Below are 18,865 nucleotides of genomic sequence, written 5' to 3'. Positions count from 1 at the left end.
CAAAAATCATCCACCCCTTTATTTCAACCATGTTATGCACATGTTCTTCACAATCAACAGCGTTTTTACACCACACTGTTGATAAAAATCATGTTTCGTCACATTTCCACAAAACTGTCCCAAAGTTGTGCGAAAAAATAAAGCCCGGTTTTCCGCATCGTTATCCCGTTTTTTCCACTTATCAACAAAATCACAGCCTCTACTACTACTACTAAAAATTATTATTACTTTATCTATATATCTAGCGTAATTTTCTCTATGTGAATAACCCGTTTTCAAAAATCTTACTCTGAGGTGATAAATTTGAAAATTATCTGCGATAGAAATCAACTGTTCGAGGTTATCTCGAACGTATCGCGTGCAGTATCCCCCAAAAGTACCCTTGCAGCGCTTGAGGGTATTTTAATGAGAGCACATGACGGCCGCCTTTATCTTTCGGGTTATGACCTGGATATGGGAATGTCTGCCTCCATTGAAGCAAAGGTGCTGGAGGAAGGCGAAATTGTACTCACCGCAAAACTATTTGTGGATATGATCCGCAGAATGGCAAGTGAAACGGTCAGCATCGAAACCGATGCTAAGCTGCTCACTTTCATCAAGGGCGGTTTTACTGAGTTTACAATTCTCGGCATTCCACCGGAGGAGTTCCCCGAAATGCCGTCGGTAACCGATTCTGCTGAATTGAAAATTCCGCAGAATATGCTCAAAAGCATGATCAATCAAACCCTGTTTGCAATTGCCTCCAACGATTCCAAGCCGGTGCACACCGGTTCGCTGTTTGAAATTAACGACAATGTGCTTACCGTGGTTTCGGTAGACGGTTTCCGCCTTGCGCTGCGCAAAGAGAAACTACACGATTGTGAGGATATCTCGTTTGTGGTGCCCGGTAAAACACTTTCTGAAATTTCAAAGCTGCTTGAGGACGATTCAGACGAGTTGGTGGATGTTTATCTTTCCCATAAGCACATTATTTTTAATGTGTCGGGATATTCGGTTGTCTCACGCCTGCTTGAGGGTGAATTTTTGGATTATAAGGCGGCGATTCCGCCAAGTTCTGCAACGGTGATTACCGTAAACAAACGTGAATTTATCGATAGCATAGAGCGCACCTCCCTGTTGATTTCCGATCGCCTAAAAAGCCCGCTGCGTGTAAAATTTGAGGAAAGCAACATTAAAATGTCTTGCTCTACCGCGATTGGTAAAGCTTACGACGAGCTGAGCTGCCGTATGGTGGGCACCCCGGTTGAAATGGGCTTTAACAACCGCTATTTGATCGATGCGCTGCGCGCAAGCGACTGCGACGAGGTCAACCTTGTTATCAACGGTGCACTCTCCCCTATGAAAATCGTTCCTCTTAAGGACGAAAGCTTTTTGTTCCTTGTTTTACCGGTACGGCTTAAGACCGAATAGAGGGAGAAAAAGGGCTTAAGAAAGGTTGCAATTTTATGCAGGAAATTAAAATTACCATTCATACAGAGTTTATTAAGCTTGACCAGTTTTTAAAATTTGCAGGGATTGTGGAAACCGGCGGTCACGCCAAAGAGGTTGTAGCTGAGGGTGTGGTAAGGGTTAACGCAGAGGTGTGTACCATGCGCGGCAAAAAAATTCGCCCCGGCGATGTGGTGGAGCTGGATGATTATCGTTTAGAGGTTGTGGCGGGTGAAAATTAACGCACTGAATTTGACAAATTTCCGCAATATCGCGTCTTTGGAGTTACAGCCCGCCGAACACGTCAATATTATTTATGGAGACAACGCACAGGGCAAAACCAACCTGATTGAGGCATTGTGGCTGCTTACCGGTGCAAAAAGCTTTCGCGGCGCAAAGGATGCCGAGCTGTTGCAGTTTGGAAGCGGCTTTGCCAAGGTGAGTGCTTCTTTTTTTAAAGAGGGGCGCGACCAAACCGCTGAAATTTTATTTACAGCAAAAAAGCAAGCCCAGCTCAACGAAATAGCACTGCCTTCGGTAACGGGGCTTGCAGGGATATTTTGTGCGGTGGTGTTTTCGCCGTCGCATCTCAGCTTAATTCAGGATGGACCGAGTGCAAGACGGCGCTTTGCCGACACCTGCATCTGCCAGATTTCCCCCAAGTTTATTGCCCTGATGAGTGACTACAACCGAACCCTGCTGCAACGCAACAGCCTGCTCAAAGACATCTCGTATTCTTCTTACCTGCTGGATACATTGGATGTGTGGGATGACAGGCTTGCCTGCCTTTCGGCACTCATTGTAAAAAACCGAAAGCAGTATATTCAGCGGCTGGCTGTGCACGCCGGTGAAATTTACAGCGGTATCTCTTCCAAAAAAGAGACGCTGCAAATGAGGTATCTGGCGGCTGGGGGGCTCACCGATGATGTCCCCGATGGGCAGTATAAAGAATGGTTTTTGCAGGCTCTGGGGCAGGCGCGGGCAGAGGATTTAAAAACAGGCTGCACCTCGGTTGGCCCCCACCGTGACGACATTGATTTTGAAATAAACGGCATGAATGTACGAAGCTTTGGCTCACAGGGGCAGCAGCGCAGCAGCGTGCTCGCGCTTAAGCTTGCCGAAAGCCGTTTGATTCGAGAGTTGTTGCACGACGAGCCGGTGATTTTGCTGGATGATGTGATGAGTGAGCTGGATAAAAGCCGACAGGATTACCTGCTCAACCACCTCAGTGAAAACCAGGTGTTCATCACCTGCTGCGATAAAGGGTATTTTGATGCCCTGCAAAACGGCAAGGCCTTTCATATGGTGAAGGGCAGGCTGCAAAACGAAGAATGCTGATGATACAGGAGGAGCTTATGTATTTACATCTCGGCCAGGACACGGTGGTGCGTACCAGCGATATCATTGGTATTTTTGATATTGATAACACATCGCTTTCCCGTTCCACCCGCGGGTACCTTGCACAGGCACAAAAAAACAATTTGGTGGTAAACGTTACCTACGAGTTGCCAAAAAGCTTTGTAGTGTGCTGCGAAAAAGGTAAGCAGCGTGTTTATATTTCACAGATATCCTCCGCTACGCTAAAAAAGCGTTCCGGTTATATAGAAGGCATTTCAAATGTATAAATTAATTTTCGGGGATTCCCCGTATTGGAGGTCATAGCATTGGAAAATACACCTCACAACGCACACGAAAACAATTACAACGCAGATGACATTCAGGTACTTGAAGGGCTTGAAGCAGTTCGCAAACGCCCCGGTATGTACATTGGCTCCACCGGGCCAAAGGGTCTGCATCACCTTGTGTATGAGGTAGTGGATAACGCCATCGATGAGGCACTTGCCGGTTACTGTTCGCAGATAACTGTCGAAATTATGGAAGGCGATATCATCAAGGTTACCGATAACGGACGTGGTATTCCTGTAGGCGTAAACGCTAAAACAGGCCTGCCTGCGGTTACCGTGGTATTCACCATTCTGCATGCGGGCGGTAAGTTTGGCGGCAGCGGCTATAAGGTTTCAGGTGGTTTGCACGGCGTTGGCGCGTCGGTGGTAAACGCACTTTCGGAATATCTTGAGGTTGAGGTTTGCGACGGCGAGCACCGCTATTATCAGCGCTTTGAGCGCGGCAATGCGGTAGCACCCCTTAAAATTGTTGGGGATACCACCGAAACCGGAACCACCGTATTGTTTAAGCCCGACCGCACAATATTTGAGGAAACCACCGCATACGAATACGATATTCTGCTTAGCCGTCTGCGCGAGCAGGCATTCTTAAATGCAGGGGTCAACATCCTGCTCACCGATACCCGCGACCTGCTGAATGTACGTGAGGATAAACTGTATTATGAGGGCGGTATCCGCAGCTTTGTAGAGCATATCCACACCAAAAAAGCGCAGGAGACCTTGCATGACGAGGTCATCTATCTTTTTGCTGCCGATGGGGATACCACCGCTGAGGTTGCCATGCAGTACAACGACAGTTTTAACGATGTTTTGCTGAGTTTTGCCAACAACATCCATACAACTGACGGCGGTACACACGAAACAGGCTTTAAAAACGCGCTTACCCGTGTGTTTAACGACTATGCCCGTAAAAACAATATTCTCAAAGAAGCGGATAAAAACTTTGTGGGCGAGGATGTGCGTGAAGGGCTTACCGCGATTATTTCGGTAAAGCTGACCGACGCACAGTTTGAGGGGCAGACCAAAGCAAGGCTTGGCAATACCGAAATTCGTTCTTTGGTGGACAGCACGGTATATGGTAAGCTGATGACTTATTTTGAAGAAAACCCCGCCACCGCGAGGGCGATTTTAGAAAAAGCCACCACCGCTGCGAAAGCACGCGAGGCTGCCCGCCGTGCAAGAGACCTCACCCGCCGCAAATCTGCGCTGGAGACCGCCAGCCTGCCCGGTAAGCTTGCTGATTGCTCCGAGCGCGGCAGCGAGGGCACCGAGATCTACATCGTCGAGGGTGACTCGGCAGGCGGCTCTGCCAAAATGGGTAGAGACAGACGCTTTCAGGCAATTCTGCCGCTTTGGGGCAAAATGCTCAACGTTGAAAAGGCAAGGCTTGAGCGTGTTTACGGCAACGAAAAGCTGATGCCCGTTGTCACTGCGCTGGGCACCGGAATCGGTGACGAGTTTGACCTCACCAAACTGCGCTACGGCAAAATTATCATCATGGCGGATGCCGACGTCGACGGCTCGCACATCCGCACCCTGCTGCTCACCTTCTTTTTCCGCTTTATGAGGCCGCTCATCGAGGAGGGCCACATCTACCTCGCACAGCCGCCACTGTTTAAAGTAGCACGCGGCAAAAAAGAGCGCTACGCCTACTCGGATGAGGAGCGCGATAAATACACGCTGGAGCTTTACCCAGACGCTGCTGAAAACCCGAACATCAAAAAAGATATTCAGCGCTACAAAGGTCTTGGTGAGATGGATCCCGAACAACTTTGGGAAACCACCATGGACCCTGAACGCCGAACCATGGTTAAGGTGGATATGGAGGACGCGGCTACAGCTGACGAAGTGTTTACAATTTTGATGGGCGATAAGGTTGCACCGCGCCGTGAGTTTATTGAAAAAAATGCACGTTATGTACAAAATCTTGATATCTGATGAAATTGAGGTGAAACAATGGGGCAAACCGACGATTGCACGGTACAGATTGACTATAGAACAAATTACGAGGATGTAATGCTCGCGCTAAAGCTTGTAGAACGAGCCGATACCAAAAATAAGCGCTGGGTGGTGCTGATTGTGTGGTGTGCGCTTGCCGTGTGTACCCTTGCCCTTTCCCCGTTGTTTAGCTCGGTGTTTGTGGCAGCGGCGGTTTATACCCTGTACACGCGCTGGGTTCGCCCGCAGCTTAACCGGCGCAGGCTTGCAAAACAGATTGGTGACAAGGGCGTAAGCTACAGCCTAAAGGTGTTTGCCAAGGGCATTGCCATCACCGAGGGCGAGCAAACTCACCGAATGTTCTACAGCGAAATGCGCTTAATAGAAAGTGACAGTTTGTTCCTGTTTTTTCATAAACAGTATGCGCTGATGGTAATTCCAAAACGGTATTTTGGCGAACAGCTTGCTGCCGCGCAGCAGGTTTTCAGCAATGGGATAGCAGAGAATTACCGGAAAATTTCTGAATAAAATACAAAGCCCTGCGTGGCAGGGTACCAGAATAATACAGCAGACTGTGCCCGGCTTACACTGGGCGGTAAAAGCCGCCCGCAAGGGTGCTGCCTGCAGAAGAATGGTGATTAATAGATGTATAATGAGGATTCAAAGCTGATTGTCGTAGACATTGAGCAGGAGATGAAAAAGTCGTTCCTCGACTATTCCATGTCCGTCATTGTAGCGCGCGCCCTGCCCGATGTGCGCGACGGCTTAAAGCCCGTACACAGAAGAATTCTGTATACGATGTATGAAAACGGACTGTACCCTGAAAAGGCGTACCGTAAATGTGCAGATACCGTCGGTACCGTTCTGGGACGTTATCACCCGCACGGTGACGCTTCGGTTTACGATGCACTGGTGCGTTTGGCGCAGGATTTCTCGCTGCGTTATCCACTTGTAGATGGGCACGGAAACTTTGGCTCGGTGGACGGCGACCCCGCTGCTGCCTACCGATACACCGAGAGCAGAATGGCGAAAATGGCAATGCCCCTGCTCACCGATATTGACAAAGAGACCGTCGACTTCAAATCCAACTACGACGACCGTATTTTAGAGCCTGTTGTTTTGCCTTCGCGCTTCCCTAACCTGCTGGTAAACGGCTCGACGGGTATTGCGGTGGGTATGGCGACGAATATCCCCCCACACAACCTGCGGGAGGTCATTGATGCGGCTTGCAGCCTCATCGATAACCCCGACGCAACGCTGGATGATTTGATGGAGCATGTAAAAGGCCCCGATTTCCCCACTGCGGGCATCATCATGGGGCGCAAGGGTATTCGCAGCGCCTACAGCACAGGGCGCGGACGCATTATTCTGCGAGCCCGCGCGGAGATTGAAGAGCATAAAAACGGCAGAGAGCGCATCATTGTCACCGAGATTCCCTATATGGTCAATAAATCGCGCCTGATTGAAAATATGGCGGAGCTGGTTAAGGATAAACGCATTGAAATGATCAGTGATTTGCGTGATGAATCTGACCGTGACGGCATGCGCATTGTAATTGAGCTGAAAAAGGATGCAAACGCGCAGGTGGTGCTCAACCAGCTGTACAGCTACACCCAGATGCAGGAAACTGTAGGCGTAATTATGCTGTGTATTGTAGACGGCGTGCCCAGAGAGCTCACCTTGAAAGAGATGCTGCACCAGTACATCAAGTTCCAGGAAGAAGTAATTGTGCGCAGAACCAAATACGATCTGCGAAAAGCGCGCGAGCGCGAGCATATCTTAGAGGGTCTCAAAATTGCACAGGATAATATCGACGAGGTTATTTCCATCATTCGTTCCTCGCGCGACAACAACGAGAGTAAGCCCCGTTTGATGGAGCGCTTTGGCCTTTCCGAAATTCAGGCATCTGCCATTATTGCCATGAGGCTGGGGCAGCTGGCAGGCTTGGAACGTGAGAAGATCGAGAACGAACTCGCAGAGCTGCTTGCAAAAATTGCCGAATACGAGGCAATCCTTGCAGATCAGCAAAAGGTACTGCAAATTGTAAAAGATGAGATCAACGCAATCAGAGATAAATTTGGTGACGAGCGCCGCACCGAAATTATGGCGGTGAGTGGCGAGGTTGATATTGAGGATTTGATTCCTGTTGAGGATTGCGTCATTACACTCACTCATTTTGGTTATCTCAAGCGTATGGCGATGGACGTGTACAAGACACAACGCCGTGGAGGCAGAGGTGTTTCGGGTATGACGCGCCGCGACGAGGACTTTGTAGAAGAGCTGTTCATCTGCTCCACCCACGATTATGTTATGTTCTTCTCCAACATGGGGCGTGTGTATCGCTTAAAGGGCTACGAAATTGCCGAGTGCAGCCGTACCTCAAGGGGTACCAACATCATAAATCTGCTGCCGCTTGAACAAGGTGAAAAAATAACCTCGATGATCAAGGTAGACGAGTTTGACGAAGAGAGATATCTGGTTATGGTTACCCGCCAGGGTACGGTAAAACGCAGCCAGCTTTCGCTTTACAAAAACGTGCGCAAGAATGGTTTGATCGCAATCTGTTTGGATGAGGGCGATGAGCTTGCGTGGGTGCGTGAAACAAACGGCGAAAATGAAATGATTATTGCTACCAAAATGGGTATGGCAATTCGCTTTAAAGAAACCGATTTGCGCCCCTTGGGCAGAAATGCGCGCGGTGTACGCGCCATCAGCTTGAACGAGGGCGACGAGGTTGTGGGCATGGCAAGAACCCGTGACGGCGCAACCATTCTCACCATTACCGAAAAAGGCTCGGGCAGACGCACCGAAATTGGCGAGTACCGCTTGCAGAACCGTGGCGGCAAGGGTATTCTCAACTACAAGTGCAACGACGAGAAGGGTCTGGTAGCGGGTATCAGGGTGGTCGATGACGGAGACGATGTGATTATGATCACAGATGACGGCGTTATCATCCGTATCTCGGTAGACGAGATCAACAAGCAGTCGCGTTACGCAGGCGGTGTGCGCGTTATGCGCGTTGCCGACGGCGGACGCATTGTAACACTTGCCCGCGCCCCGAAAGAGGAAGTGGAGGACGACGAGGAGTTGGAGGAAGACCAGCTTGACGGCGCTTCTGACACCTCGGCGCAAAACGAGGACAACGGGGAAGAAGCCGAAGCTGCTCTGGCAGAGGAAGTTTCCGATGTACCTGAAGAAAGCGAAGAATAAGGCAAGAAAATAGACGTATTTAAACCGATACGAATAAAAAACGATACTGCAAAGCTGCAGTATCGTTTTTATTTGTAAAAGCTTTATCAACTTCGAGTCTGAATCTGCTAAAAAATATTTGTTTAAACCCCATGCCCTAGGAAGAGCGGTGCCTAAAACAGAGAGCGCAGTCCGATTTTTTCGGGCTGCGCTCTCTGTTTTACATTTTAACCTTAATAAATTTACTTTGCTTCGCGAATTACCACTGCGGTTTTATTGGGCAAGCATACTGCGCTTTCCCCTGCTCTGCTGATAAACCCGGTGGCTTCACAGATGTGATCGGGGCAATCTACATTAACAAAGCGGATTTTATGATCCTTTACCTCTAAGCTCACAGGTACGCCGTATTCTTGCTTCAGAGAAAAGGTTTTGTCCTCGGTTTTTGCGAGGTTGATCTCCATTTTATTCTCTCCGCTTATGCTCACCACAGCGATAGGGCGCTCACCCGGCGTGCTGAAAAAGTGAAATAGTGCAAAGCCAATTGCAGCAGCTAAAATTACGGCAATCAAAATAAAATCATTTTTTTTCAGTGTTTTTTTTCTTTCCGGCAAAATTTTCACAACTCCAAACCAATTTGTTACTGTGACTATTATATCATAAAGCCGGAAAAGAATCACATACTACGTAAGAAACATGATAAATAGTTTTGCCAGAGTATAGGTTCTATCCTGTCTGGCAGCGGAATGATTCCGCAGTGGAGGAGTGAATATCTATGGCTTTAACACCAAAAGAATATGAGAACCTAAGCAATAAAGCATCACCAAACTCGCCGCTTGGAAAGAACATGGCTCTGGCATTTTTAATTGGTGGCTTGATTTGTACACTGGGGCAATTTTTTGTAGAGCTCTACACCAAGATGGGACTTGATAAAGATATGGCCAGCGGCACGGCATCGGTGACGTTGGTGTTTTTAAGTGTTCTGTTTACGGGGCTTAATTTATACGATAACCTTGCGTACTACGGCGGTGCAGGTACACTGGTGCCTATCACCGGTTTTGCAAATGCAGTGTCTGCTCCTGCACTTGAATTTAAAAGCGAAGGTCTGATCATGGGCATTGGCGTAAAAATGTTTTCGATTGCGGGGCCCGTAATTGTATACGGTGTTTCGGCAAGCGTCATATACGGGCTTATTTTGTATCTGTTTAAGCTCATTTAAATGAAAAAACATCTTCAAAATGCCAGGTAAAAGTCGCAGCCCTTTTTGGGCAGAAACCCATATGCGAATTAGGAACAATCTGAAAGGTTTTGATAGAATGCCAACAAAATTAGGTGCACATACCCTGCGGTTGGACAGTACACCATCTGTCCTATCCTTCGCGGCGGTGGCGAGTAAAAAAGAAGGCGAAGGGCCGCTGGGCAATAAATTTGATATTTTAAACGACGACACCTCGTTTGGTCAGCAAAGCTGGGAGAAGGCCGAGAGCCAAATGCAAAAGCTTTGCGTCAATAAGGCGCTGGAAAAAGCCAACCTTTCCCCCGACGCAATCGATTATATGTTTGCAGGCGACCTGCTCAACCAGTGTATCGGCTCCCACTATGGTCTGCGTGATCTGTCGATTCCATTTCTTGGCTTGTACGGAGCGTGCTCTACCATGGCAGAATCTCTTGCGCTCTCCTCAATGTTTGTGGATTCGGGTTTGGCAAACCAATGTGTAGCGGTAACCTCGTCGCATTTCTGCTCCGCAGAACGGCAGTTTCGTTTTCCGCTGGAATACGGCGGGCAACGCACCCCTACCGCGCAATGGACGGTAACCGGTTCGGGCAGTGTGGTGGTAGGCAAAAATGTAAAACCACCCTATGTAAAGGCGGTATGCATTGGTACCATTGAAGATTTGGGCATCAAAGATGTTAATAACATGGGCGCTGCTATGGCGCCTGCCGCGGCAAAGACAATTCAAACATTTTTTGAAGATACCTGCACCAATGCCGACAATTACGATTTAATTCTCACCGGCGACCTCGGCGAGGTGGGCAGTGACCTGTTAAGCCAACTTCTGGCACGTGAGGGCATCAGCCTTGGAACAAAACACAACGACTGCGGTCTCATCATCTACGACCGCGAAAACCAGAAGGATATCAATGCGGGCGGTTCGGGCTGTGGGTGCAGTGCAACCGTGTTATGCGCCGATGTTTTGCCAAAGCTGCAGGACGGCACGCTGAAAGACGTATTGTTTATTGCAACCGGTGCGCTGATGAGCCCTACATCGGTACAGCAGGGCGAAAGCATCCCCGGCATCGCACACCTTGTCTATCTTTCCTCACTGCCCGGGCAGAAAGGGGTACTGTAGCATGGAACTATTCCTAACTTATTTGAAAGCATTTGTCGTCGGCGGTATTTTATGCGCCATCGGGCAGATTTTTATCGATAAAACCAAACTCACCCCAGCGCGAATTTTGGTTGGTTATGTGGTGGGCGGCGTAATTTTATCGGGCCTTGGGCTATATCAGCCGCTGATCGATTTTGCAGGGGCAGGTGCTTCGGTGCCGCTCACCGGTTTTGGGCATTTGCTGGCAAAGGGTGTGCGAGAGGGGCTTGCCGAAAAAGGCTTGTTCGGTATTCTTTCGGGCGGGCTTACCGCAACGGCGGCAGGAATTACCGCAGCAATTATTTTCGCGCTGATTATCGCATTGATTTTTAAACCCGGTGATAAAAGTTAAAATAAATGTGATTCCGCAGGCATACGCCTGAGGTAAGCCGGGCACAACACTGCGGTTACGCAATGTCACATACTCCGCAGCCGCAAGCATCGGAAAAAATGTTTCCCGCAGTCATACGCCTTAGGTAAGCCGGGCACAACACTGCGGTTACGAAATGTCACATACTCCGCAGCCGCAAGTACAGGCAAAGAATGTTTTTCGTCGCACGGGGGCGCAGCCCCACATATCATGTGAGTATAATATAAAAAAGAGTAGCTTTCCGGTGTTTGCGGCTGCTCTTACCGCAACGATTCAGTAGCATTCGGAGGTGGAGTTATGCCAGATTATCAAAAAATGTACGCTGCTTTGTTTAATCAAATCACCGATACCATCGAGCACCTGCAAAAAATACAGCAACAGGTTGAGGAATTATATATCAGCGCGGATGAGCCGATTCAGCTTGCGGACTTTGCAAAAGAAAGGTAGCTCTGCGCAAACAAAAAAGAACCATCTGCTTATAGCAGATGGTTCTTTGCATGCTGCAGATTAAATCAATCCGCAGTCTTCATAATCTTTCCACTTTTCACGGTAGCTGCGCTCACTGAGCAGGCGAAAAACGATGTAACCCACCGAGCCCATCAGCAGCACAATGGGGACAACAACGGAAAGCAGTTTTTTAAAAGCACAATCTTGTTTCATTGCAGCAACCCTCATTTCAGTTTATGGTGTAAATGATATCCGTATCATACCCTAAACAGGACAGGTTCGTCAATGCTGCACAGCAAAGTTTGCATAAAGTTCAAAAACAAGCGGGTACAACAAAAAAGCAGATGCCGGTTTCAGCATCTGCTTGTTTTTGCTGTTGTGGTTCAGCGTTCGCTTAGCCAACTGGATTCAGTTTGCATGCAAGGTGAGATTTCTTTCTTGCTGCACAGTTTTTGTGAAGAATATTTTTAGCGGCAGCTTGGTCAATTTTCTTAACCGCAAGCTTTACAACCTCTACTTTATTCTCGTCGTTGTTAGCAAGAGCCAACTCCGCATTTTTAATCACAGTTTTGAGATTTGTTTTTACTGCTTTGTTCTCAGCAGATTTCGCAGCAATAACTTTAACTCTTTTCTTAGCAGATTTAATGTTAGGCATATTCACACCTCCTTCATTACACATGACAGTACAAGTTATATTAGCATTTTTGCGCTAAAAATGCAACTATTTTTCAAGAAAAAATCGCATGAATCCAATATTTTTTCTGTAAAATGCCCATAATGAGGGTGAAACAAACATACAACAGCCCAGAGGAGGGCTTTTAGGAGGAATTTTTATGAATTTTCGTACAGACCTTGCTATGGAGCTGGAGGAGCAGCACCGCCCCGAACAGCTTTCGGGTATCACCTCAGAGGATGAAACCGTGGGCAACCTGCAAATCAACCGCATTAAAATCACCACCGAGGAGGCGGCGCAGAAAATCGGCAAGCCGGTTGGGGAATATATCACGGTTACGGTACCGCCTTTTTCTGACGATGTCACCTCTGCAAACGACGAGATTGAAGCAATGGCACAGCAGATTCAGCACCTGATTGGCGACGACAAGGGGCTGGCACTGGTGGTGGGGCTGGGTAACCAGCAAATCACCCCCGATGCACTTGGTCCCAAGGTTGCAGAGGGTATTATTGCCACGCGGCACATCAAGGGCGAAGTTGCCGAGGCAGCGGGGCTGTCGCATCTGCGCCCCGTGGCGGCAATTGCACCGGGCGTTCTGGGGCAGACCGGAATCGAAACCGGCGAGGTAATTTCTTCGCTCGTTCATGATATTAAGCCGAGCTGTGTGATTGCCGTAGACGCGCTTGCCTCCCGCAGCCTTGACCGGCTGGGCTGTACCGTGCAGATTGCCAATAGCGGCATCTCCCCCGGTTCAGGGGTTGCCAATGCACGCAAAGAGCTTTCGCAGAAAACGCTTGGTGTTCCTGTGGTCTCAATCGGCGTGCCCACTGTGGTGGACGGAACCACCCTTGCTGGGGATTTGATGCAGGGGCGCGAGATGATGAGCGATGAGCAGATTCGCGAGCGTTTTGAGCCGCGCGGCGCAATGATGATGGTGACTCCACGGGAAATCGATCTCGTCATTCAGCGCGCCGCAAAAGTGATTGCACTCGCCATCAATCGTGCCCTGCAGCCACAGATGAGTCTGGACGATATCGTTTATCTTGGCGAGTAAACGAAGGAACAAAGTATAAACCTACCATTTTACGCATATCCATTGATAGTGGGGCGAGTTGAATCTACTCGTAAAAGTGCGTACATGGGGGAATAATAAGTGGGCAGACGAAGAAACAGGCTACAGGTGAAAAAGGCGTTGTCGCTGATGCTGATTTTGCCGCTTGCGGCGTGGGGCTTATTCAAATGTATGCCCCTGCTCACCAATTTGGCGGCGCGCGCTGCCATGCTTTCTGCCGCTATGAATATGCCCGAGGGCAGTATTGCCATGCTTGAACAGCGCTTTAACTCCGAACTATTTGAAAACGGAGAAAAAAATAACGTCATCGTATCCGAAGCGCCGCCGCCTGTTTCTTCGTCCGAGCCCGAGAGCTCTTCTTCTCAGTCTGGAATTGATTCGGAAGAGGAAAACCCAAGCCTCCCCACCCCCGAGGATATCCCGGCCGAATACCGCGGTACCATTCGTGAGCTGCAATATGGTGCCGACAGCAGCCAAATTTATATCCCGCTAAAAGCGGGGTATCTCAAAAATTCAACCAAGCTAGACAACGCGGATGTGCAGAAAGAGCTGAATAAACCGCTTGAGATGAAACTAAAACAAACGGACGAGCCGCAGGTGCTGATTGTACACACCCATGCCACCGAAAGCTACGAGCCGTACCCCGTGGGCTTTTACGACAAACGCGGAACCTGGCGCACTACCGACAATGCCTACAACATTGTACAGGTGGGCAACCGCATAGCCGAACAGCTTGAGGAGGCAGGCATTGGTGTAATACACGATGCCACGCAGCATGATTACCCCTCCTACAACGGCTCGTATGAGCGCAGCGCCGAAACCATCAAGGGCTACCTCAAGCAATATCCCTCCATCAAAGTGGTGCTGGATGTACACCGCGATGCGATTCAGCCCGAGGATGATGTGATTGTCAAAGCGACGGCGGAAATTGACGGGAAAAAAGCTGCTCAAGTGATGATTATTACCGGCAGTGAGGACGGCACCATGGGTGTGCCAAACTGGAGCAGCAACCTACGTTTTGCGGCGGCGCTGCAGAGCAGTGCCGAGGGAATGTATGAGGGGCTTATGCGCCCAATCTTTTTCTGCTACCGCAAATACAATATGGATTTAACCAAGGGCTCGATTCTGCTGGAGTTCGGCAGCCACGGAAATACGTTGGAGGAAGCGGAGTACAGCGGCGAGCTGATTGGAAAGGCACTGGCAAAAACCCTAAACGATACTAAAAAATAGTACGGATGTGAATTATGAAAAGGATGTTGAGATTATTTGGGCTGTCATTTTTTTGCGCAGTGCTAATGATTGCACTGTTATGTGGTTTTGCGGTGGTAGACAGCAACACCCGCCAAACAGGGTATGGCGACTTTGTCCCCCTGCTGCAGGCACAGCAGGCAGACCCCCTGCACTACGAAGTTTCCCTGTTTGGCGAAGGCTATGTGATATCTATGGATTGGCTGAATACCGCCCTAAAATACGCACAGGAAATAAGTCCGTATACTCCTGCAAAAGGCAGGCTTGCCATTAAGCTGGCAGCCTTGGGCGCACAGGCGATACAAGAAAATCTAATGGTATATCAATAATTTTTAGGTAAATTTTAAAAACCACCATACCCATCTGGGCATGGTGGTTTTGCCTGCCGCACTGTTGCACAAGCAACACCTAGGAACAGCTTGTAAAATCTGTTAACTGCAAAAAAAGCGCTATTGCTGAAAGCTTTTCTCTTATGATATAATAACCGTGACACGGTTATTATATTTTATTTTAATGCCTTTGGCTCGCCCTTACGGGGCAACCGCCAAAATGGCGAATTATATCATAAATGCTACGCTTTTTATGATATAATAACTTGCAAGGCAGCTATTATATTTTATTTCAATGCCTTTGCCTCGCCCCTTACGGGGCAACCGCCAAAATGGCAAGTTATATCATAACAAGCAGTGTTATGATATAATAGAACGTAATTGCTATGCGCGGCAAAGCGCCGCACAGGAGGTTTATATGGATAACATTCGCGAAAGAACCAGAAACTTTTGCATCATTGCGCACATCGACCACGGCAAATCAACGCTGGCAGACCGCCTGCTGGAAAAAACAAGTGCCGTTGCACTTCGTGATATGGAAGAACAGCTGCTCGACAATATGGATATTGAACGGGAGCGCGGCATTACTATAAAAGCGCGCGCGGTTACCGTAAACTACAAGGCGAAAGACGGCAACGATTACATCTTTAACCTAATCGATACCCCGGGCCATGTCGATTTTAACTATGAGGTTTCGCGCTCGCTCGCCGCGTGCGAGGGTGCAATTTTGGTTGTGGATGCGTCACAGGGCATAGAGGCACAGACGCTCGCCAACACCTACCTTGCCATTGAGCACGACCTTGAGGTGGTGCCCGTTGTCAACAAAATCGATCTGCCCGCCGCAGACCCCGACCGTGTCTGCCATGAGATCGAGAACGTCATCGGCATCCCCGCTATGGACGCGCCTAAAATTTCAGCAAAGCAGGGCGTCGGCATTGAAGAGGTGCTCGAACGTATTGTCACCGGCATCCCTGCACCCAAAGGGGACGAGAATGCACCGCTTAAAGCATTGATTTTTGACAGTTACTATGACAGCTACAAAGGGGTTATCGTTTACATCCGCGTGATGGAAGGCAAGGTGACCCCCGGCATGACCATTCGTATGATGCAGAAGGGCGCCGAGTTTGACATAGTGGATGTGGGCACGATGGGTGCAACCCACCTCAACTCCACAGGCGAGCTGGTTGCAGGCGAGGTTGGCTATATCACCGCCTCCATTAAGAACGTAAGGGAAACCACCGTGGGTGATACCATTACCGATGCGGACAACCCTTGTGATGCTGCGCTGCCCGGTTACCGTAAGGTAAACCCCATGGTATTCTCGGGTATTTACCCTACCGATAGCGCTCGCTACCCCGACCTGCGCGACGCGCTGGAAAAACTGCAGCTCAACGACGCATCTCTCAGTTTTGAGCCCGAAACCTCGATTGCACTCGGCTTCGGCTTTCGCTGCGGCTTTTTGGGGCTTTTGCATATGGAGATTATTCAGGAGCGCATTGAGCGCGAATTTAACATCGATATTATCACCACTGCGCCCAGCGTTATCTATAAGCTGACGCTTACCAGCGGCGAAACCATTCAGATCGACAACCCCACCAACTACCCCGACCCCGGCACCATCGCCTCGGCACAGGAGCCGTTTGTGCGCGCATCCATTTTTTCACCCAGCCAGTACATCGGCAACATTATGGATTTGTGCCAAGGCCGACGCGGTGAGTACAAAGATACAAAATATCTCGACGAAGACCGTGTGGAACTGCACTACGACCTGCCCCTCAATGAGATTATCTACGATTTCTTTGATGCGCTAAAAAGCCGCACCAAGGGTTATGCGTCGTTTGATTACGAGCTTACGGGCTACCGAGATTCCAAGCTGGTGAAGCTGGATATTCTGCTAAACGGTGACATTGTGGACGCCTTGTCGTTTATTGTGTTTGCCGACAGTGCCTATACACGCGGCAGAAAGCTAACAGAAAAGCTAAAAGAGAATATTCCGCGGCAGATGTTTGAGGTACCCATACAGGCGGCAATTGGCGGTAAGGTAATTGCACGAGAGACGGTTAAAGCAATGCGGAAGGATGTTCTTGCCAAGTGCTACGGCGGTGACATTTCACGTAAAAGAAAGCTGTTGGAAAAACAAAAAGAGGGCAAGAAGAAGATGCGCCAGCTCGGCTCGGTTGAGGTGCCGCAGGAGGCGTTTATGGCAGTTTTAAAACTCGACGAATAAATATTTGCACGCGTACCGTGCCTCTGACTGCGAGGGCGGCTGGCCTGCGCTTGTTGCGCTGCCTGCCCGGTTTGCCAGCGGGCGCTGCCCGCAGAGAGGATACAAAATGGAGACATTTAAGAGAGTACTCAAAGAGTGGATTATTCCGTTTGCGCTGGAAATTATAGCGATTGTACTGATCGTTAAATTTGTGTGTTTTTTTGCGGTGGTACCCACCGGTTCGATGATTCCCACGGTGGATGAACACAGTTGGCTGTTTGCCACCCGTATGTACAACCCCGAAAAAAATGTAAAGCGCGGTGACATACTGGTGTTCCGCAGCGATGAGATGGACCAAACCCTGCTCAAACGCTGCATCGGCTTGCCAGGTGAGAAAATCGTACTCGATGACGAGGGTAAGCTGTACATCAACGGTGAATATTATGAGGAACCCTATGTGGTAAATAAACTGGCGGAGCCCGCAAGCTTTCAGGTGCCCGAGGGCAGTTACCTGTTCCTGGGCGATAACCGCAGCGGCTCACTTGACGCGCGCTATTGGGAAGACCCTTACGTCCCCGCTGGAAAAATAATGGGCAAGGCACGCTTTACCATGTGGCCACTTAAAAACTTTGGGATATTGAAATAATGGGAAAAAACTTAAAAAATATCGGGCTTTATGTACACGTACCATTTTGCGTGAGCAAATGCCCATACTGCGATTTCTATTCGGTCAAAGCGGACGATGAGGCGATGGATGCCTATACGGCCGCTGTGTGCGCCTGCATAGACCGCTTTGCACAACGCTACCCCTACCCTGCTGATACGCTTTATTTTGGCGGTGGTACTCCCATTTTACTGGGGGCAGCGCGCCTTGCAACTATGATAGAACATGCGCAAAAAGGCTTTGGATTGCAGCGTGCGGAAATAACCATAGAGGCAAACCCTTATTCTGCCCTGCGGCAAACGCTTGCAGAGCTGCACAGCGCAGGTGCGAACCGTCTTTCGATGGGGCTGCAAAGCGCGGTGACACAGGAACTTGCATTTTTGGGCAGAGGGCATACCCCAGACGGCGCTAAAAAGGCTGTGGAGGATGCACGAGTGGCGGGTTTTGATAACATCAGCCTTGATATTATGATGGGCATTCCGCGCCAGACAGCGCAGTCGGTGGAGCGCTCGATTGATTTTTGCGCAGACCTTAATGTGGAGCATATCTCCTCCTACCTGCTTAAAGTAGAGGAAGGTACGCCGTTTTACGAGCGCAATATTCTTGACATATGCCCCGACAGCGACGAGCAGGCGGAAATATACCTGCACGCGGTGGAATACCTTGCAGGCAGGGGCTACAAACAGTATGAGATTTCCAACTTTGCGCGGGATGGAAAGGTAAGTCGCCACAACCTCAAATACTGGAACTGCGAGGAATACATCGGCATCGGGCCGAGCGCGCACAGCTTTATCGGTGGTGAGCGCCGTTTTTACGGGCGCGATTTGCAGGGGTTTATCCGCACTGCGGGCGAAGTTGGTTGGCAGTTTGATGAGCAGGGCGGTGACTTTGAGGAGTATGCCATGCTCAAACTGAGGCTGGCAAGCGGATTGAGCTTTCATGAACTGAGCTGGTTGTACCCCGAAGCGGATGTTGCCGCGATGATAGAACGAGCAAAGCCGATGCAGCGGTCAGGGCTGCTTACCGTGACAGAATACGGAATCTCTCTGACACCGCAGGGATTTTTGGTCTCCAATGCGGTGATTGCAAAATTGATTTTATAAAAGAACGCTTCGGCGTTCTTTTTTTTGCAGATTGGCAAAAGAAGTTGTACTTGCAGCCGCAGTAAAAAAATAACTAAAAACAGGCAGTCGATATCTGGTTTTTCGATGAATATTATTTGCTGCGGGGTTCCGTCCCCGCGCGACGGG

The 18,865-nt window shown here is 49.3% G+C and carries 20 protein-coding genes; 17 read left to right on the top strand and 3 right to left on the bottom strand.

What is annotated here, in order from left to right; translation table 11 throughout:
- Window positions 1-294 precede the first annotated feature (294 nt).
- The 7 genes from dnaN to gyrA all read left to right on the top strand — a co-directional run bounded on the left by dnaN (window position 295) and on the right by gyrA (window position 8,261).
- On the top strand, window positions 295-1,410 hold the full coding sequence (dnaN, locus tag RTV33_RS09955; protein ID WP_396327301.1) for a DNA polymerase III subunit beta: 1,116 nt from the start codon (window positions 295-297) through the stop codon (window positions 1,408-1,410).
- A 35-nt stretch (window positions 1,411-1,445) separates the two neighbouring features.
- A complete protein-coding gene (locus tag RTV33_RS09950; RefSeq protein WP_312643891.1) occupies window positions 1,446-1,670 on the top strand; it encodes an RNA-binding S4 domain-containing protein in 225 nt (74 codons plus the stop codon).
- Window positions 1,660-2,766: a DNA replication/repair protein RecF gene (gene recF / locus RTV33_RS09945; protein WP_312643889.1), complete on the top strand. Its 1,107-nt coding sequence runs from the start codon at window positions 1,660-1,662 to the stop codon at window positions 2,764-2,766. Before RTV33_RS09950 ends, recF begins: the two co-directional genes overlap by 11 nt.
- A 17-nt stretch (window positions 2,767-2,783) precedes the next feature.
- Window positions 2,784-3,053, top strand: coding sequence for an extracellular matrix regulator RemB (remB, locus tag RTV33_RS09940; protein ID WP_312643887.1), 270 nt, complete (start codon window positions 2,784-2,786; stop codon window positions 3,051-3,053).
- A 39-nt stretch (window positions 3,054-3,092) separates the two neighbouring features.
- Window positions 3,093-5,051: a DNA topoisomerase (ATP-hydrolyzing) subunit B gene (gene gyrB, locus RTV33_RS09935; protein WP_312643885.1), complete on the top strand. Its 1,959-nt coding sequence runs from the start codon at window positions 3,093-3,095 to the stop codon at window positions 5,049-5,051.
- 18 nt (window positions 5,052-5,069) lie between these two features.
- Window positions 5,070-5,579, top strand: a complete 510-nt coding sequence (locus RTV33_RS09930) for a YcxB family protein (RefSeq protein WP_312643883.1) — start codon at window positions 5,070-5,072, stop codon at window positions 5,577-5,579.
- Between the two features lie 117 nt (window positions 5,580-5,696).
- Window positions 5,697-8,261: a DNA gyrase subunit A gene (gene gyrA, locus RTV33_RS09925; RefSeq protein WP_312643882.1), complete on the top strand. Its 2,565-nt coding sequence runs from the start codon at window positions 5,697-5,699 to the stop codon at window positions 8,259-8,261.
- Window positions 8,262-8,482: 221 nt separating this feature from the next.
- Here the strand turns inward: gyrA and RTV33_RS09920 are convergent, their stop codons facing one another.
- On the bottom strand, window positions 8,483-8,851 hold the full coding sequence (locus tag RTV33_RS09920) for a NusG domain II-containing protein (protein ID WP_312643880.1): 369 nt from the start codon (window positions 8,849-8,851) through the stop codon (window positions 8,483-8,485).
- A gap of 161 nt (window positions 8,852-9,012) precedes the next feature.
- Between RTV33_RS09920 and spoVAC the strand changes: the two genes are divergently transcribed.
- The 4 genes from spoVAC to RTV33_RS09900 all read left to right on the top strand — a co-directional run bounded on the left by spoVAC (window position 9,013) and on the right by RTV33_RS09900 (window position 11,423).
- A complete protein-coding gene (gene spoVAC / locus RTV33_RS09915; RefSeq protein ID WP_312643878.1) occupies window positions 9,013-9,456 on the top strand; it encodes a stage V sporulation protein AC in 444 nt (147 codons plus the stop codon).
- 97 nt (window positions 9,457-9,553) lie between these two features.
- Window positions 9,554-10,588, top strand: a complete 1,035-nt coding sequence (gene spoVAD, locus RTV33_RS09910) for a stage V sporulation protein AD (protein WP_312643876.1) — start codon at window positions 9,554-9,556, stop codon at window positions 10,586-10,588.
- 1 nt (window position 10,589) lies between these two features.
- Window positions 10,590-10,958, top strand: coding sequence for a stage V sporulation protein AE (gene spoVAE / locus RTV33_RS09905; protein WP_312643874.1), 369 nt, complete (start codon window positions 10,590-10,592; stop codon window positions 10,956-10,958).
- A gap of 315 nt (window positions 10,959-11,273) precedes the next feature.
- Entirely contained in the window at window positions 11,274-11,423 is a 150-nt protein-coding gene (locus RTV33_RS09900) for a hypothetical protein (RefSeq protein ID WP_312643873.1), read from the top strand.
- Window positions 11,424-11,483: 60 nt separating this feature from the next.
- Here RTV33_RS09900 and RTV33_RS09895 read toward each other — a convergent pair whose 3' ends face one another.
- Together RTV33_RS09895 and rpsT are read right to left on the bottom strand one after the other, a co-directional pair.
- Entirely contained in the window at window positions 11,484-11,636 is a 153-nt protein-coding gene (locus RTV33_RS09895; protein WP_312643871.1) for a hypothetical protein, read from the bottom strand.
- 181 nt (window positions 11,637-11,817) lie between these two features.
- Entirely contained in the window at window positions 11,818-12,078 is a 261-nt protein-coding gene (gene rpsT / locus RTV33_RS09890) for a 30S ribosomal protein S20 (RefSeq protein WP_312643869.1), read from the bottom strand.
- 178 nt (window positions 12,079-12,256) lie between these two features.
- Here rpsT and gpr point away from each other — a divergent pair, with 178 nt between their 5' ends.
- From gpr to hemW, 6 genes are all read left to right on the top strand, one after another.
- Entirely contained in the window at window positions 12,257-13,150 is an 894-nt protein-coding gene (gene gpr / locus RTV33_RS09885) for a GPR endopeptidase (RefSeq protein ID WP_312643867.1), read from the top strand.
- 99 nt (window positions 13,151-13,249) lie between these two features.
- The gene (gene spoIIP / locus RTV33_RS09880; RefSeq protein WP_312643866.1) at window positions 13,250-14,398 is read left to right on the top strand and encodes a stage II sporulation protein P; all 1,149 of its coding nucleotides are present in this window, start codon (window positions 13,250-13,252) and stop codon (window positions 14,396-14,398) included.
- 14 nt (window positions 14,399-14,412) lie between these two features.
- Entirely contained in the window at window positions 14,413-14,745 is a 333-nt protein-coding gene (locus RTV33_RS09875) for a hypothetical protein (protein WP_312643864.1), read from the top strand.
- A gap of 418 nt (window positions 14,746-15,163) precedes the next feature.
- Window positions 15,164-16,972 (top strand): translation elongation factor 4, encoded by a 1,809-nt coding sequence (lepA, locus tag RTV33_RS09870; RefSeq protein WP_312643862.1) that lies wholly within the window; start codon window positions 15,164-15,166, stop codon window positions 16,970-16,972.
- A 106-nt stretch (window positions 16,973-17,078) separates the two neighbouring features.
- Window positions 17,079-17,597 carry a signal peptidase I gene (gene lepB / locus RTV33_RS09865; protein ID WP_312643860.1) on the top strand — a complete coding sequence of 173 codons (519 nt, stop codon included), beginning with the start codon at window positions 17,079-17,081 and terminating at the stop codon, window positions 17,595-17,597.
- Window positions 17,597-18,718, top strand: coding sequence for a radical SAM family heme chaperone HemW (gene hemW / locus RTV33_RS09860; protein ID WP_312643858.1), 1,122 nt, complete (start codon window positions 17,597-17,599; stop codon window positions 18,716-18,718). Before lepB ends, hemW begins: the two co-directional genes overlap by 1 nt.
- Window positions 18,719-18,865 lie beyond the last annotated feature (147 nt).

The organism is Hydrogenoanaerobacterium sp. (assembly GCF_032017025.1).
Lineage (GTDB): Bacteria > Bacillota > Clostridia > Oscillospirales > Ruminococcaceae > Hydrogenoanaerobacterium.
The sequence above is the reverse complement of the archived record's forward strand: the minus strand, read 5'-3'. Positions and strand labels throughout refer to the sequence as shown.

What these genes read in the sequence shown, in the direction of transcription:
- RTV33_RS09950 (WP_312643891.1), top strand. Translation starts at nt 1,446, where the DNA reads ATGCAGGAAATTAAAATTACCATTCATACAGAGTTTATTAAGCTTGAC.
- remB (WP_312643887.1), top strand. Translation starts at nt 2,784, where the DNA reads ATGTATTTACATCTCGGCCAGGACACGGTGGTGCGTACCAGCGATATC.
- RTV33_RS09930 (WP_312643883.1), top strand. Translation starts at nt 5,070, where the DNA reads ATGGGGCAAACCGACGATTGCACGGTACAGATTGACTATAGAACAAAT.
- gyrA (WP_312643882.1), top strand. Translation starts at nt 5,697, where the DNA reads ATGTATAATGAGGATTCAAAGCTGATTGTCGTAGACATTGAGCAGGAG.
- spoVAC (WP_312643878.1), top strand. Translation starts at nt 9,013, where the DNA reads ATGGCTTTAACACCAAAAGAATATGAGAACCTAAGCAATAAAGCATCA.
- spoVAD (WP_312643876.1), top strand. Translation starts at nt 9,554, where the DNA reads ATGCCAACAAAATTAGGTGCACATACCCTGCGGTTGGACAGTACACCA.
- spoVAE (WP_312643874.1), top strand. Translation starts at nt 10,590, where the DNA reads ATGGAACTATTCCTAACTTATTTGAAAGCATTTGTCGTCGGCGGTATT.
- RTV33_RS09900 (WP_312643873.1), top strand. Translation starts at nt 11,274, where the DNA reads ATGCCAGATTATCAAAAAATGTACGCTGCTTTGTTTAATCAAATCACC.
- RTV33_RS09895 (WP_312643871.1), bottom strand. Translation starts at nt 11,636, where the DNA reads ATGAAACAAGATTGTGCTTTTAAAAAACTGCTTTCCGTTGTTGTCCCC.
- rpsT (WP_312643869.1), bottom strand. Translation starts at nt 12,078, where the DNA reads ATGCCTAACATTAAATCTGCTAAGAAAAGAGTTAAAGTTATTGCTGCG.
- gpr (WP_312643867.1), top strand. Translation starts at nt 12,257, where the DNA reads ATGAATTTTCGTACAGACCTTGCTATGGAGCTGGAGGAGCAGCACCGC.
- RTV33_RS09875 (WP_312643864.1), top strand. Translation starts at nt 14,413, where the DNA reads ATGAAAAGGATGTTGAGATTATTTGGGCTGTCATTTTTTTGCGCAGTG.
- lepA (WP_312643862.1), top strand. Translation starts at nt 15,164, where the DNA reads ATGGATAACATTCGCGAAAGAACCAGAAACTTTTGCATCATTGCGCAC.
- lepB (WP_312643860.1), top strand. Translation starts at nt 17,079, where the DNA reads ATGGAGACATTTAAGAGAGTACTCAAAGAGTGGATTATTCCGTTTGCG.
- hemW (WP_312643858.1), top strand. Translation starts at nt 17,597, where the DNA reads ATGGGAAAAAACTTAAAAAATATCGGGCTTTATGTACACGTACCATTT.